Origin of the sequence: Nereida sp. MMG025, assembly GCF_021654165.1 — a bacterium.
In the GTDB taxonomy this organism is placed as follows: Bacteria; Pseudomonadota; Alphaproteobacteria; order Rhodobacterales; family Rhodobacteraceae; genus Nereida.
This window is the reverse complement of the sequence record NZ_JAKFZN010000006.1, coordinates 1-15,586: the sequence shown is the minus strand read 5'-3', so window position 1 is coordinate 15,586 and position 15,586 is coordinate 1. Positions and strand designations below refer to the sequence as shown.

The 15,586-nt window shown below is 51.9% G+C and carries 12 protein-coding genes and 1 pseudogene; 12 read left to right on the top strand and 1 reads right to left on the bottom strand.

The window, feature by feature from the left end:
- Positions 1-1,023 (bottom strand): polysaccharide biosynthesis protein, encoded by a 1,023-nt coding sequence (locus L1065_RS13260; RefSeq protein ID WP_305082557.1) that lies wholly within the window; start codon positions 1,021-1,023, stop codon positions 1-3.
- 333 nt (positions 1,024-1,356) lie between these two features.
- On the opposite strand from L1065_RS13260, the gene L1065_RS13255 reads away from it, so the two are divergent.
- From L1065_RS13255 to L1065_RS13200, 12 genes and pseudogenes are all read left to right on the top strand, one after another.
- On the top strand, positions 1,357-1,953 hold the full coding sequence (locus L1065_RS13255; protein WP_237095986.1) for a hypothetical protein: 597 nt from the start codon (positions 1,357-1,359) through the stop codon (positions 1,951-1,953).
- Between the two features lie 32 nt (positions 1,954-1,985).
- A complete protein-coding gene (gene tagH / locus L1065_RS13250; RefSeq protein WP_237095985.1) occupies positions 1,986-3,410 on the top strand; it encodes a type VI secretion system-associated FHA domain protein TagH in 1,425 nt (474 codons plus the stop codon).
- Between the two features lie 34 nt (positions 3,411-3,444).
- On the top strand, positions 3,445-4,995 hold the full coding sequence (locus L1065_RS13245) for an ImpA family type VI secretion system protein (RefSeq protein WP_237095984.1): 1,551 nt from the start codon (positions 3,445-3,447) through the stop codon (positions 4,993-4,995).
- A 240-nt stretch (positions 4,996-5,235) separates the two neighbouring features.
- Positions 5,236-5,799, top strand: a complete 564-nt coding sequence (tssB, locus tag L1065_RS13240) for a type VI secretion system contractile sheath small subunit (RefSeq protein WP_237095983.1) — start codon at positions 5,236-5,238, stop codon at positions 5,797-5,799.
- Between the two features lie 35 nt (positions 5,800-5,834).
- Complete coding sequence (gene tssC / locus L1065_RS13235) at positions 5,835-7,328, top strand: type VI secretion system contractile sheath large subunit (protein ID WP_237095982.1); 1,494 nt, start codon at positions 5,835-5,837, stop codon at positions 7,326-7,328.
- Positions 7,329-7,363: 35 nt separating this feature from the next.
- The gene (locus L1065_RS13230) at positions 7,364-7,849 is read left to right on the top strand and encodes a type VI secretion system tube protein Hcp (protein ID WP_237095981.1); all 486 of its coding nucleotides are present in this window, start codon (positions 7,364-7,366) and stop codon (positions 7,847-7,849) included.
- A gap of 53 nt (positions 7,850-7,902) precedes the next feature.
- Entirely contained in the window at positions 7,903-8,508 is a 606-nt protein-coding gene (gene tssE, locus L1065_RS13225) for a type VI secretion system baseplate subunit TssE (protein ID WP_237095980.1), read from the top strand.
- A 3-nt stretch (positions 8,509-8,511) separates the two neighbouring features.
- Entirely contained in the window at positions 8,512-10,431 is a 1,920-nt protein-coding gene (gene tssF / locus L1065_RS13220) for a type VI secretion system baseplate subunit TssF (protein ID WP_237095979.1), read from the top strand.
- Entirely contained in the window at positions 10,428-11,417 is a 990-nt protein-coding gene (gene tssG, locus L1065_RS13215; RefSeq protein WP_237095978.1) for a type VI secretion system baseplate subunit TssG, read from the top strand. The genes tssF and tssG overlap by 4 nt, the downstream gene beginning before the upstream one ends.
- 12 nt (positions 11,418-11,429) lie before the next feature.
- Positions 11,430-14,081, top strand: a complete 2,652-nt coding sequence (gene tssH / locus L1065_RS13210) for a type VI secretion system ATPase TssH (protein ID WP_237095977.1) — start codon at positions 11,430-11,432, stop codon at positions 14,079-14,081.
- A 36-nt stretch (positions 14,082-14,117) separates the two neighbouring features.
- Positions 14,118-14,972: a hypothetical protein gene (locus L1065_RS13205; protein ID WP_237095976.1), complete on the top strand. Its 855-nt coding sequence runs from the start codon at positions 14,118-14,120 to the stop codon at positions 14,970-14,972.
- A gap of 239 nt (positions 14,973-15,211) precedes the next feature.
- Positions 15,212-15,586: pseudogene (locus L1065_RS13200) on the top strand (hypothetical protein); the annotation flags it as partial.

Here is a 15,586-nt window from a genome sequence, read left to right as displayed (position 1 = left end):
CTAGCCCTCAGCCAGTTCGGCCTGCACCTCTGGCAAGCTAAGAAGCAATGCTTTCACGCCCTCAACATCCAACTGCTCGGTATTGTGTGAATGGTAGTCCTCAAGGCGCACGGTCTGCTGATCGCCTTCGCTAAAGAACGGTTTATAATCGAGCCCGCGTTGATCCATCTTGATACGGTAATAGTCGCCCAGATCATCCGACTGGCCCAGTTCTTGCGCGCTGGCCAAAGTCTCATAGAGCTTTTCTGCATGGCGCCAGCCAATAATTTCGACGGGATGATCAGGCACTCCGAACAGTTGCTTTATAGCTTCAACAAGATCGATGATCGTGGATGCGGGGGCCTTTTTGATAAACAAATCCCCCTGCCCTGCGTTTTCAAACGCATAGCGCACCAAAGCCACACTATCGCGCAGCGGCATCAGAAAACGGGTCATTGTGGGTTCAGTCACAGTAATCGGTTTGCCCGCCTTGATCTGGCGAATGAACAGCGGAATGGCCGAGCCTCGCGAATACATAACGTTGCCATATCGTACACAGCTGATCGTTGTGGCTGCGTTTGGACCCAGATCGCGTGCAGCGGCCTGCGCTGTTTTTTCCATCATCGCTTTTGACATGCCCATGGCGTTGACGGGGAACACGGCCTTGTCGGTCGACAAACAAACAAGACTGCGCACTTTCGCCTCAACGGCGGCGCGGATCACATTATCGGATCCCATTACATTTGTGCGAACCGCCTCCATCGGGAAAAACTCGCAAGATGGCACCTGTTTCAAAGCGGCGGCATGAAACACGCAGTCTACGCCCGCGACCGCACGGCGGATACTATCAATATCGCGCACATCACCGATGTAGTAGCGCACCCGTTCGTCGCGCAAATCGTTGCGCAGAGCATCTTGTTTTTCTTCATCGCGGCTTAGAATGCGCAATTCGGGAGTGCTGTCGTCTAGTAATTGACGCAGCATCGTTTTGCCAAAAGAGCCTGTACCACCCGTAATCAGTACTGATTTAATTTCGTTCATCATCGATACCCTGGTGTGCGCGATGGCGCGGTTTTACAAGCTTACTAGGCTGTTCTATTCATTAACAAAAGGCGTGTACCGATAATCTTTCGGGGTTTCAAACTGTAGAAACCTCAAAACAACAGGGTAGCTTGTCTACCATCGCTCGAAACCAAAGCCACTTTTGTTTCTAGCGATAAAGCCGCCAACCCCCAGTGGTTTCGGGTTGAATTCAAGTGCTATTGTTTGAAATCAGATTTTGGAACCCTGGGCCGCTTGGCGTCGATTTCGTCGTTGTTCTGTTGACGGCTACCTGTGCAATGCGCAATGATTTTCTCGTAAACAGGAAAATCCATTATGAATACGCCCATTAATGATCTGGATCAGGATTACACAATCCCCCCAACCCCGGCGCTTCGCTTTGCGAACCCAAATGAATTATATCAGAAAATTCCCGAGATCAGCGGGTTTACCAAACACCGCCCGACAGAGGGTGAAGATGCCTTTGCCTTTTTTGAAAGGTTGCGCGGCTCCACAACACCAGAAGATGCGATCACCTATACCTCCTTTGCTGTTGAACCTGTGATCGCAATTAACTGGGCCATGGAAGCCGTTCGTATCACCTTGCCTGAAATACCCCCCAACGAAATGCCCCTGTTTACGTGGGTATCCCAATGGATTGATCACCCGAGTGCGGAAAACCGTTGGCGCACGATGCAAACGGCGCTGTTTGCGCCCCGCCGCTCGGCCACCGTATATTTGGGATTGGCAGTTGGTTGGTCGGGCGGGGCATTGGCCCCCAATGATCCCGTGACGATGCCGGAGTGGCGGTGTCCAAAGGCTGTTAACGCCGCTGTGCTGCGCGCTTTGGGGCAAGTTAGCCTCGATCAAAGGTCGGTATCCATGGCGAGGGTACTAGACCTCGCGGCAGGGTTGTTTAGAGTGTACGACTAGCTCCTCCGTTTTTTTAAGGATATTTGTCTGCAATGACGACCCTCGTGCTGCGTATTGAAAACCACCCGACACTAGATACTGGTGGCCCCATATCCTTGCGCCTTGACCAAAAGGGCGCACAAGTAGGTCGTAAGGCAGGAAATGATTGGGTTCTGCCCGATGCATCACGCCATATTTCTGGCCATCACTTTGATATCCATTTTGAACATGGGCAATACACGCTGGTTGATGTTTCGAGCAACGGTACCTTTCTGCACGGAGAGCGGTATCGAATAGACCAAGCGCACCCTATCAAGAACGGGGATCGCTTTACCGTCGGGCAATATATCATTGTCGCCGAGCTGGTCGAAGCCGAGCAGCCGCAACCTGTTGCGCCGCCGCCCCCTGCGGCTGTGCCGTCACCGCCTCCACCGCCGGCCGCTCCTTATCAACATGAAGGCTATGCCGCGCCAATGTCCGCGCCCGCAGATGAATTTGACGATGTTTGGGGGGATTTAGGGGCGGGATCCGAAGGGGTTGCGCAGAATTTGCAAACGCCAAGCTACTCAACACCCGCAGAACAGGCGCCATTGAATTCACCGCGCACCATGCAGCCTGATTATAATGCGGCTCTTAATACTCCGTCGGCAGCCTTAACGACGCCGCCTCAGTTTGCGCTATCGGGGAACTCTTCTGTTTCGACCCCTCCGTCTTTTGGGCAACAGGTTGCAGCGCCGCCGCTTCAGCCATCGGCACCAGTCCCAACCCCGCCGCCCCCTGCCCCGACGCCTCCGCCAGCGCAATCATATGCGCACAATGGCGACGGGTTTGGCGCAGAAATTCCGTTGTCCGCAGCACCGGCCCCGTCCCCCCAACCCCCTATGGCGCCAGCAGGCTCTGCAAACCCTCAGGCAGATGCGTTCTTGCGGGGGTTCATGGAAGGGGCGGAAATCACCGATACGTCGCAACTTCAAATACCGCCCGAAGCTTTGGGCCGCATTCTTGGACAAGTCGCCCGTGTAGGAACCAAAGAACTCATGCGAATGTTGCAGGATCGAACGGCTGTAAAGCTTTTCGTCAGCAATGAAGATCGCACAATGCGGGTCGCCACCGGCAATAACCCCATGAAATTTCTTTTGAACCCCGACGAAGCCTTTGAAGCACTCTTTTTGAGACCGCGCGATGGGTATCAAACTGGCGCAGACGGATTTGAAAATGCACTTGTCGATATCAGATGCCACCAAGCGGCAGTGATCGCCGCGTTGCAACCCGCGTTGGCGGAAATGCTTGGTGGTTTGTCGCCATCCGAAATTGAAGCCGAAATTGGCGGTGGTTTGATGGGCGGTGGTGGGCGCAAAGCGTGGGATGAGTTCAGTAAACGTTGGGAGACGCGCGCATCCGAGGGTGAGAACGGAATGCTAGATGCCTTTATCAAAGCATTTTCCCGTCATTATGCCGACGCATTAAAAAAGATGTAATGAGCGGACTGTCCCGTTTGGAAAGTGGCCTAAGATGAGTCTCGAATGGATTAAAGACGCAGTTTCCGATGATTCCCCCTCGGGGCCGGACCTGTGGATGGAAGATGACCCAACTTTTTCAGAGTATTATTTTGATGCGCTAGGTCGCCTGCCAGAGGCAGATGATTACGTCAAACTTGGCCTCGCAATCGGCGAAGGTCAAAAAGCACCAGACAAAATATTTGATCCAAAGACCGTTGCGCTGAAGACAGAGCTGAAGGCGATTGATGCGCTTCTAAAAAAGACGCGGGACGTTCGCTTGCTCACTTTGCGTGCGCAATGGGCTGCATTGGCAAGTAACCCCAAAACCTTGGATGAGAGCATCGCGGCGATGGCCGACCTTATCGAAGCGATGCCAGAGGACGCACACCCAAATATCGAAGAAGCGCCCCGCGACCGACTTGAGGCGATCAATGATCTTGGAATCATGGGCGCAATGATCCTTCCATTGCGCTATCACGATATTGCCCAAAGCGGAGCGACGCGCAGACGGGTCATGGTTTGCAACGGGTCTGTCACCCGCCACGATGGTGAGGATGATCTCAATCTGGAGTCGATGTTAGGCCATCTTTCAAAAGTGAAGGATGTCGCAAAACAAGAGTTTGAGTATTTCGATAATATCTTGCGCAATCTCGGGCGGATCGAGGTTGCTTGTCTGTCAGCGAGCAAGCCGCATACCCCGCAGCTCCAAACGCTCAAAGATGAAATTACCGCCGTGATGGATGTGATTTCGATGTCACTTCCAGAGTTAAAGGCGGAAAGCACCGAAAACGATACTACCAGCGATGCTGAAGAAAGCGGGCCGACTGGTCCCGATGCCAAGGTGCCAGATGTCAAAAGTCATGATGAAGCCCGCCGTCGCTTGGCAGCGGTCGAGACGTACTTTGGCCTAAACGAACCTTCCTCTGCGGCCGTGTTATTGGTCACGCAAGCCCGCCTTTTGATTGGTAAATCGCTAATTGATGCCTTTGATATCCTGATGCCAAATTCGGCGGAGCGGGCGAAAGTTGATTTCATTTCCGACAACGGATTTCAACTGGCCCACGGGCAACTGCGCAGTCTCGCCAATGAGGTTTTGATTGAAGAAGTCGCCGAATCTGTTTGGGAGACAGAGCCCGTTGCTCAACCAGAGCCAGAACCCGAGGTTGTTCCCGCCGAAAACGAAAGTGACCAGGATGAAGTGACGACGGACGATACTGATGCAGGCTTGCCAGATGCGGACGCTACCGTCGAAGTTGGTGATGAACAAAGTCCAGATGTTAGTGAAACGGACCAGGAAGCTGTTCCCGACGTCGAACCTGAGCCCGCGCCCGAACCAGACCCAATTCCAGCGTCCGTCAGTCCACTCCCAATGGAGCAAAGCAAAAGCGCGATCGTTGTGCGCGATGCCGCCGCCGCTGGAACGCAAATCCTTGCCGTGGAAACATATTTTCGAACGGTCGAGCGCTCCTCACCTATCCCAATGCTGCTTAAACGCGCCCGCAGTTACATCGGTAAGGACTTTGAGGCGCTTTTGAAAGAATTCGTCCCCAAGCAAGATTATTAATTCGTCAGGATTTCATGCTTCGCCCCAAAAGTCTGGCGAGAGGCAATTGACGATGCGCTGCTCACGTTACCATTGTTTACCATTTCGAAGCATTCACCCACGGTTACGTGCCCTATGGGAAAGGAAATTGATTGTATTTGCCCTATAACTCAGCTTACGATTGTTTTGAGTTACTTACAGAGTTGACACTTAACTCGCTTCATCGTCTTCTTACCAAAAGAAATTATTGGAGATACTGCATTGGCTTCTGATACAGGCTCGGGACATATCCGCCGCAACCGTCCACCACGTGTACACATTGCGTATACAGACCCTATCGATTCCGAAAAGAACGTAGAGCTTCCTTTTGTAATGGGTGTTATGAGTGACCTATCTGGGAACAACGCAGGTGTCGAAAAAGCCCCCATCGATCAGCGCACATTTGAAAAAGTTACCAATGCTACGCTGGACAGCTTTATGGAGCAAAAAGTTCAGCCTGGATTGTCCGTTTTGGTGGACAGCAAACTGAAAGATAGCAGCGGCGAAAAAATGGGCGTGAACCTGCGCTTTAATTCTATGGACGACTTTGAGCCCGCAAATATCGCGCGCCAAGTTCCTGCTTTGAACGAACTGCTTCAAGCGCGTCAGCAACTGGCTGATTTGTTGCTGTACATGACATCAAAGCCTAAGGCACAAGAGCAAATCAAAGAATTGCTTAATGACCCTGCTAGGTTAAAGGTTTTGGCAGAACAGGCTAAAGCCGAAGCTGATGCACAAAAAGCGGCGGATGAAGCTGCGCAAACATCTGAAGGCGACAACACTTAACCGTGCGCGTGTTTCAGACATAGGGAGATAGAACATTGGCTGAAGACTCACAGGTACAGTCAGCAAAAGATCAAGGCGCGCTGAGCGAGCTTGAAGATTTTTCCGCTATTCTCAAGCAAACGATTAACCCAACAACCGAGAATGCCGAGAAGGCAATCGATAATGCTTTGTCAACGGTCGTTCAGGCCGCGGTTGCAGATGAAAATCTCATTGACGAAGACGTAATCGATACAATTCAAGGTATGATCGCCGGGCTTGACAAAGAGCTAAGCAGTCAAATCAACGAAATTTTGCACAACGAAGAATTCCAGCAACTGGAGTCGTCTTGGCGTGGCTTGGCCTATACCCTCAATAATTCTGAGACGGGCGCATCTCTCCAAGTAGAGGTTCTGAACACGTCAAAGAAAGAACTCGCTGGTATGATGAAGCGCTTCCCAGGGGCTAAATGGGATAGGTCACCACTCTATCGTCAGATTTATGAACGCAAAATTGGTACCCTTGGCGGGGATCCAATGGGCGCGATTGTAGGCGATTTCTACTTTGATCATTCATCAGCCGATGTTGCGCTGTTGACATCAATGTCCAAGATTTCGGAAGCGGCACTCGCCCCATTTATTTCGGCAGCCGGTCCGCGACTTCTCGGCCTTGATAGCTGGAATGATCTCTCGAACCCCCCTGATATCGAAGAGCTGTTCACGGCGTCTGATTACGCGGGTTGGAACTCACTGCGCGATAGTGAAAACGCGCGCTTCCTCGGCCTCACTTTGCCCCGCGTTCTTGCGCGTGAGCCTTATGGTCCCGACAGCACCATGACCGTGGAGGAATTCAACTTCACGGAAGATACAGATGGACACGGCTCTGAGAACTATTCGTGGATGAACGCGGCTCACGCTATGGCTGTAAACATCAACCGTGCTTTCAAAGAGCATGGCTGGACTGTTCGTATCCGTGGTGTTCAGTCGGGTGGTGAAGTTGCACAATTGCCAACACACCATTTTGACACGGGTTCGGGTGAGAAAGACCTGAAATGCCCAACCGAAGTCAGTATTGATGACCGTCGCGAAGGCGAATTGTCGAAAGTAGGCCTTCTTGGCTTGGTCCACCGACAAAACACCGACAAGGCAGTCTTCCTTGGTGGCCAATCGTTGTACAAGCCGAAATCCTATGTGGATCCGCAAGCCACGGCATCAGACAACATGTCGTCGCGACTTCCATATATGTTCGCGATTTCGCGGTTTAGTCACTATTTGAAGGCAATGATCCGTGACCAAATCGGCTCTAGTGCCGACAAGGACCAGATCCGTATGAATTTGCAGGAGTGGATTGATCAGTACGTAACTCTCAATCCCGAAAATGCAGATGAACGTGAGAAGGCCAAAAAGCCGCTCGCTGATGCCAAGGTTGAAGTTGTGGAAGACGAGCTTAACCCTGGTTACTACATGGGTAAGTTTTACCTTAAACCACACTTCCAGATGGAGGGTATGGACATCGGGATGAGCCTGGTATCCAAAATTCCGCCCCCTAAGTAATCTAATTTTAACTAGCATGATCAAGGAGTTACATCATGGCAGTCGATATTTTTCTGAAATTGGACAAAATCAAAGGCGAGTCGGTCGACGACAAGTACGCTGGCGAAATTGATGTCTTGCAATGGTCCTGGGGCATGTCCCAGTCGGGCACAACACACCTCGGCCCAGGCGGCGGTGCTGGTAAAGTAAACGTCCGTGACATGACGCTCACGAAATATGTTGATATGGCGACACACGAGCTGCTCAAAGCTTGTGCTTCGGGCACACACATCGCGACAGGCGAACTGATTGTTCGCAAAGCCGGCAACGTGCCTCTCGAGTATCTTCGCGTAAAAATGACCGACATCATGATCTCTTCGTATGAGACAGGCGGTTCGGGCGACGGCATGGACCGTGTTATGGAAACAGTAACACTGAACTTCGCGAAATATGAAGTTGTCTACGCATCGCAAAAAGCCGACGGTTCGAAAGGCCCCGAGGGCAACGCAGGCTTCGACATCGCGAAAAACAAGCCAGTCTGATACTGAACTAACGGTCGACCGCTTCTCGTGGTCGACCGTTTTTTGATGATAAAATGGCGTCTCGCTCCTCCTCTTCCAAAGCGCCGCGCCAGCGGCAGTCGCGTCGCATACATGAGCGTTCGCGCATCGCTTTATTTGACGTCTTTCGTCACGCATTCGAGGAAAACGACAGCTCGGCTACGGCCAAGTCATCAACCGAAGCGGACGGCCTGAACACAATTTCCGAAATTAGTGGGCGATCAAATGCGCGGCGAATTGGCGTAGACGAAGAGACGCTTCGCCAACATGTGCGAGTGCACCTCGCGACATTGATGAACACGATCCGCCTCGATGCCGCCGTTGACCTTAGCGAAGCTCCGCATGTTGCATCCTCTATCCTAAACTACGGGTTTCAGGATCTGAGCAATCTGACGCGAAAAGAATTGACGAGCCACAACATCGAGCAATCCATTAAAGATTCTTTGTCCAGACATGAACCGCGACTATTGAAAGAAAGCATTCATGTTCGCGTCGGTTTGTTGGAAAGTGAAAATAGCCAGCGCGTTGAAGTTCATGTCACCGCTGACCTGATCGCCGACCCTGCAGACATACCGGTTGAGTTCAATGCCGATGTCGATATGGGCGCTGGCAAAGTCGTCCTGAATTCCGCGCGGCTTTAAGTCATGAAGAAGGATTTCAAAGAAGCCTATGAGCGCGAATTGTTGCTTCTCAAGGAGCGCGCGGCGCAATTCGCCAAAACCTATCCTGGGCTCGCAGACCGTCTGGGGGGATTGCTCGAAGAAAACCTTGACCCATCCATAGCTGGACTTTTGGAGGGCTCTGCGTTTTTGGCTGCGCGTGTCCAGCTCAACATCGACCAGCAGTTCCGCACTTTTTCAAACGAGCTCCTCGAACAAGTAAACCCCGAGATGACAGCCCCCCTCGCTTCCGCGATACTTGTCGAGGGATCAACACCCGAAAAGCCGGCAGATTTGATCAAAGGCCGAACTCTCGAAGCAGGGTCCTACATCGAGGCTACCTTTAGCGAAGCCTCTCGCCGCGTGGCTTGTCGGTTCCGGTTGGCAGAGCCAATCACCTTTTGGCCTATTGCACTACCCGCTGCCGATTATCATGCAACCGCAACCCCATTGAATGCGCTTGGCTGTGATAACAACATGGCGTCGGATCATAGCCAACGCACTGCGGCAGGGCTTGTTATTTCTTTCAAGAATACTGCGGAAACACCGTTCTCGACCTTACAAGCAGACAGCCTACCCGTTCATTTTACGGGACCCATTCAAGAAGCGCAGGCGCTTTACGAACAAATTTTTAGCCGCCTTTTGCGTGTATCTTTGCGTTGGGAAGATAACATGGGCACGCCTATTTTTCATCGCATTCCAAACTCCGACATTCAGCAGGTAGGGTTCGATTCTGAAAATTCGCTTTATGGCCGTGACGAGCGACTATTCCCTGGTGTCAGCACGTTGCTCGAATTTTTTGCCTTTCCGCGCAAGTTTCTAGGCTTTCGTATCGCCAATTTAACCAATCATATCAAAGGCGTCACGGGCACCACCGCACAGTTGGTTTTTGAATTCGATCAGCCAAACAAACATCTAAAGTCCCATTTCGATCAAAAGAATTTGACGATTTTTTGTGCGCCTGCGGTCAACCTTTTCGAAGATGACGCAAAACCAATTGCGCTGGACAGCGGAGCACATAAGCATCTCGTCGCCCCGAATAGAACACCAAATGTGAACTACGAGGTGCAGCGCATCCTGGATGTCCGTGCGCAATATGACGCCGCACGAGACAAGATGCCAGTTCATCCGCTCTACGGCATCCCGTCGTCCTCCGCCTCACCTCGCCAAGCACTTTACTACACTTCGGAACGCGAAAAACGCTCGCTGTCCCAATCAGAGCGGCGTGTTGGCGGTACACGGTTCAGATACGAAGGAACCGAAACATGGATCACCTTTTATGAACCTCCAGAGGCCGATCCTGCTAATTTACTTTTTGTAAAAACATTGTGCTCGAACCGGCATCTACCAGAGGTCTTGCCTCTACTAGAGGCAACATTCCATCTGCTTGATAACCGTATTATCACTTTTAAGCTAAAATCTGGTCCCACTGCGCCCCGAGAGGCCGTTGCTGACTTGGAAAACGATGGGCCCCACCGCATGAAAGCTGGTGATAATTATTGGCGCCTTATCTCTCTCATTTCCTTAAGTTATCGAGGTTTCACTGGTGCGCATGGAAAAGGTGATATTGATGCCGTACGTGAGGTTCTGCGCCTATTTTCGGATGTTTCAGACCAGCTCACGGATTCGCAGATCAATGCGCTCACCGACATAAAGGTACGCCCACGAACACGCACCATCAAACGCCCTGATGGGTTTCATCCTGCCCGTGGAATGGAAATCACTTTGGTGTTCGACGAATATGTAATGGAACCTGCCGTTATGATCACAATGAGCGCCGCACTAGATCGGTTCTTTGCGGATTACGCTGCGGTTAATTCCTTTACACAATGCATCGTTACAAATTCCAAGAACCAAATCCTAAAGACATGGCCGCCGCGCGGCGGATCAGGACCGTTGCTTTGACTGAGGCCAACGATAAGCCCCAAAAACGCTGGAGCTTTTTGCAAGCGATGCGTTTAGTTGAACGCAGGGGGCAATCCAAGCCACGTATCGGGCAAAGCGCAAGGGTCGCACAAGATATCGTGGAAATGGGTCAAGACCCATACACTGGGTTTGCGAGTGACGAAGTTTCGCAAATGGATCTTGATGCGGCACCCCCAAAGATCAGACCACGTTTCCTCGGATTTTATGGTCCTTTTGGCCCCCTGCCTCATGCTATGACTCGCGAGGTTGACAGGTGGGTCCGTCGCGGTGATCGCGCCTTTGTAAAATTCACGGACATCTTCACGGTTCGTTTCCAACAGCTCTTTTACCGATCGTGGTCAGACGCGCGCCCGATTACGCAATTTGACCACCCGAGTGGCGGCAATTTTCCAAGTCTTCTGAGGTCATTAACAGGAGACGCTAGCGCTCATCTGGCGGAAAAATCCCCAGTCGATGATATCATCCGCTTGCGCTATACTGCTCTTGCGATGGGTCGCGTGCGCAGCCCTGTTAAGCTTCGCCAGATTTTATCGGCTCATTTCTCAATTCCTATCCGCATCGATGAGTTTGTAACCAGCTGGTTGGAATTCGACGAAGAAGATCGCTCGATACTTGGTGCCCAAGGGATGGGCCTTGGACAGGATTTTCGGATTGGGAAACGCGCCCCATCGATTAGCGAAAAGATCATTGTGCACATCGAGTGCCGCACAATCAAAGAATACCGCAGCTATTTGCCCGGCCGCGATCGACAAGCTGAATTAAAAGATCTCATTTTGGCGTATCTGGGGCCTTTTTACGAAGTTGATGTCGCTCTTTGGTTGCCACATGCAAAACTTGCGCCCATGCAGCTTGGAAAAATTACAGAGCTTGGCTGGACGAGCGCTTTTCAAATTAGCAAGGCGCCTTCCGCTGGCACGGATGCCGTCAGAGCCACACAATATCAAATTTCAATGGAAAACGCATAAGGGATAGCTAACATGGCTGCGGAGATTCAGGTTGAAAAGTATGCGGGAAAACTCAACCGCACAGGGTATGACGCTTTTATTCAGGCAATGAGCTTGTCGCGGGGCGAAGGCCACCGCCATGTAGACGTTCTACACTGGCTATATCACATTGTTTCAAACCAGCATTCGGACATTTCGGTCATGCTTGCTGCGATGAACCTTGATCGCACTACTGTCCTGCGGGATTTGACAGCAGCCCTCGGCAAACTGGATAAGAACGTCACTGAAACCCCTGCCATTTCCGATAGCATGGCCCAAATGCTCAAAAACGGGTGGGTCTACGCCACCCTGCTGTTCGGCGAAGTTCAAGTGCGTTCGGGGCATGCCCTTGTTGCTTTACTTTCGTCTTCTGAACAAAAACGTGTTCTGGATCGTCTGTCGCCAACCCTTGGATCGCTGTCCGCCGATCAATTGGCAAAAGAAGCTCAGACAATTTGGGCCGACAGTGAAGAAGAAGACATGCGCCCGATGGATGGCGCCGGTCTGTCCTCTGGCCCAGGTGGGAAAGAGTCGGGGTCTGGTGCAAGCACGGCCTTGGGACGATTTGCAAAAGACATGACCGCCGCAGCGGCCGAGATGGATCCGATCGTGGGGCGTGATGACGAAATCCGCCAGATCGTTGATGTCTTGCTGCGCCGTCGCCAAAACAACCCGATCCTCACAGGCGAAGCAGGTGTTGGCAAAACTGCCGTCGTTGAAGGCTTCGCACAGCGTCTTGCGGAAAACGATGTGCCGCCTTTGCTGCAAGGCACCAAGCTTTACGAACTGGATATTCAATCCATGCAGGCGGGCGCGTCGATGAAGGGCGAGTTTGAGCAACGTCTCAAATCGGTGATTGACGAAGTTCAAGCCTCACCCACCCCGATTATTCTTTTTATTGACGAAGCCCACACGCTGATCGGGGCCGGCGGAGCGGCTGGAACGGGTGATGCCGCCAACTTGCTGAAACCCGCTCTGGCACGCGGCACATTGCGCACAATCGCGGCGACCACTTGGTCGGAATATCGGAATTACTTTGAAAAAGACCCCGCGCTGACCCGCCGCTTCCAACCCGTTGATATCGAAGAACCCGACGTGGAACGTTGTTGCTTCATGTTGCGCGGCATTCTCGGCCCGATGGAAGCACACCACGGCGTGCGAATTTCGGATGAAGCCATCGAAGCGGCCGTCAGCCTATCGGCCCGCTACATTCCTGCCCGCCAACTACCGGACAAAGCGGTTTCCCTGCTCGATACCGCTTGTGCCCGTGTCGCAGTTTCCCAAGCCTCGACACCCGCGCGCATTGGTGATCTGCGCCAAGCAATCAGAGCCCTCGAAACCGAAATCGCTTCTAAAGAGGCCGAGCGCGAATTGGGCAAGACCAACGAAGATCGCCTGACAGAAGCCAAAGAAGAAAAGACCATTCGTGAGGGGGAACTGAGCGAATTGGAAACAAAATATGCGGCCGAAAAAGAGCTTGTCGAGAGTATCCTCGCCCTTCGCAAAAGCCTGGCAAGTGGTGATGATGCCGACGACGGTGGCGAAGCGGACGATAAGGACGAAACGACCTTTGCCGACCTTGCGGCAAAAATGTCGGAACTAGACGGCGGCAACCCGGATGATCGCATGGTCTATTCCCATGTCGATGCCCAATCAGTGGCGACTGTCATCTCCGATTGGACGGGTATTCCCGCAGGACGAATGGTTCAGGATGAGATGGCCGCGGTTTTGACTTTGGCCGAGCGTTTGAAAGAGCGGGTCATCGGACAGGATCACGGTTTAAAAACCATTGCAAAGCGGATCGAAACAAGCCGCGCCGGGCTGGCCAACCCCGAAAAACCGATCGGTGTCTTTATGCTCTGTGGTCCGTCGGGTGTAGGGAAGACGGAAACAGCTTTGGCCCTGGCAGAAACGCTTTATGGCGGGGAACAGAACATCATCACCATCAACATGTCGGAATTTCAGGAGGCTCATTCTGTCTCGCTTCTGAAAGGGGCCCCTCCCGGATATGTAGGGTATGGCGAAGGTGGTCGCCTGACCGAAGCTGTCCGTCGCAAACCCTATTCAGTCGTGCTGCTTGACGAGATCGAAAAAGCACATCCCGATATTCATGAGCTTTTCTTTCAGGTCTTTGACAAAGGCATTATGGAAGACGGCAACGGAAGGGCGATCAACTTTAAAAACACCTTGATCCTTCTCACCTCTAACGTGGGGACAGAGGTCATCATGGAAATGGCCGAGGGCGGTGTCGCGGAACCTGATGTCGATGAATTGGCAACCGCACTTCGACCGTTCCAGTTGGATGTCTTCCCGCCTGCCTTGCTTGGGCGGATCGTTTCAATTCCCTATTACCCATTGGGCAAGCCCGCGCTGGCAGATATCACCAAGCTGAAACTGCGTTCGGTCGCAAAACGATTAGCCGCCAGTCACAATGCTGAAATGGTATACGGGGATGACGTGCTCGACCATATCACCGAGCAATGCAAAGACCCTGACAGCGGCGGGCGTATGATCGACAATATCATCACAAACTCGATCCTTCCCGAAATGTCGCGGAAGGTGTTGGAAAAAATGGTGGCCGGAGAAGAATTCAATTCATTGACTGTAACCCATGGCGACGGTGGGTTCGGCTACGTATTTTCGTAAATCCTTGTTGTTCAAAATTCTAGTGAAGGAAAAATCATGAACCAGTGTGTAATGCCGCGCCAGGACTTTCTGAGCAGCCAACGTGCGTTCCGTTATCAAGTGAGTAAGCCGCAGACCTGTTCAACAGAAAAGGACAAGGTTGCCAATTTACGTGCATTGGTCAGGGATGCCGAAGCCCAGATCAGAGAAGTCGAACGGCTCTCGGACAAGCTTGAATTCCTCGCCACGGGTGAGTTGGTTGCCGCTTTGGTCATGGAGACATCTATTGGCTTTCTGGACCTTGCCGCCTCCGCCTTTTCAAGCATCAATCCTGCCGCCGCGAAATATGCCAAAGCGGGGGTCACAGCGATCGAATCGAGTGGATCGATTGCGCAAGCCGTAAGTGGACAAAAGTCGTATGGCCAAGCCTTTTCTGAAGTCGGAGACAAAAGCGTCGATCTGACATTCTCTTTGGCTGGATCGTCCAAGAACGCGTCTTTGGGCAAAAAAGCCCTGCTGAACACGGCCAAGGCACACTACGATACGGCCGTGATCGGAATAAAGTCTGCAATGGGAACCTCAGAAGAGGAAATCCGAAAAGATGGCATCCAATTTCTTAAGGATCGAAGTGGTTCGACGGCCGGGCTTATCGCAGATGGGCTTAAGGAAAGTGATCTGACCAAGACCGGAAACACCCTTAGCAGCCTCGTGATTGTTGGTGAAATGTATGATTCTGCGATGCGCTATGAAACGGCGTTGAACCAAAGATTCGATAACTATCTGGCAGCTCGGGAAAACGATCAAACCTGGGTCATGAACGCCAAGATGAATTTACGTTCGCTTTTGACCAACTTGCAAAACAAACTTAACAAAGCCGTTTCAGATCTCGAAGCATGCGAATTACAAGGATAATCGGTGCCAAGGGTGCTTCGCTTGCACTTGCCGGTCAAACGCATCACTCTAATGGTCTCACAGCATTTATCGCATTGGCCCTGACACGACCCTTGGGCGCGATTTCGTCTTTTTGGCCTTTCGCGATAAAACAGAGCTAACAATTCGGCCCCACCCTGAGCCCAATTGGAATTTTCACGATTTAGGCAAACCCGGGTGAGTTTGAGATACCACGACAACGAATTTAAAGGATTGATCCATTGCAGCATAATTTCTCCCACGCATTTAGCCGGTATGACGCAGAAATGTGTTTTGACGACGCGAAGGCCGAAAACATCAACCTGACCCTAAAGCTCAAAATCGGGATGACCCAGATCAACCCGGACGGCGGTAAGGATACAGGCCAGTTCCCACACTACGGGCGAAAGGGGGAAAAGCTTGCCGACATTCGAAAATGGGAAGCGGCCGCTTGGAAGACATGGAAAACCAAATTTGAAAAAGACGTAGAAAGCTTTTGGAGCGGTGCGTTTTCCCTCAAAAATACCGGGTTTTTCTTTTTGGTCTGCGCAGACGGCGAATTGCTCGCCCCACATGTGGACTGCAGCCTTGATCTACAGATCATGGATAACAAAGAC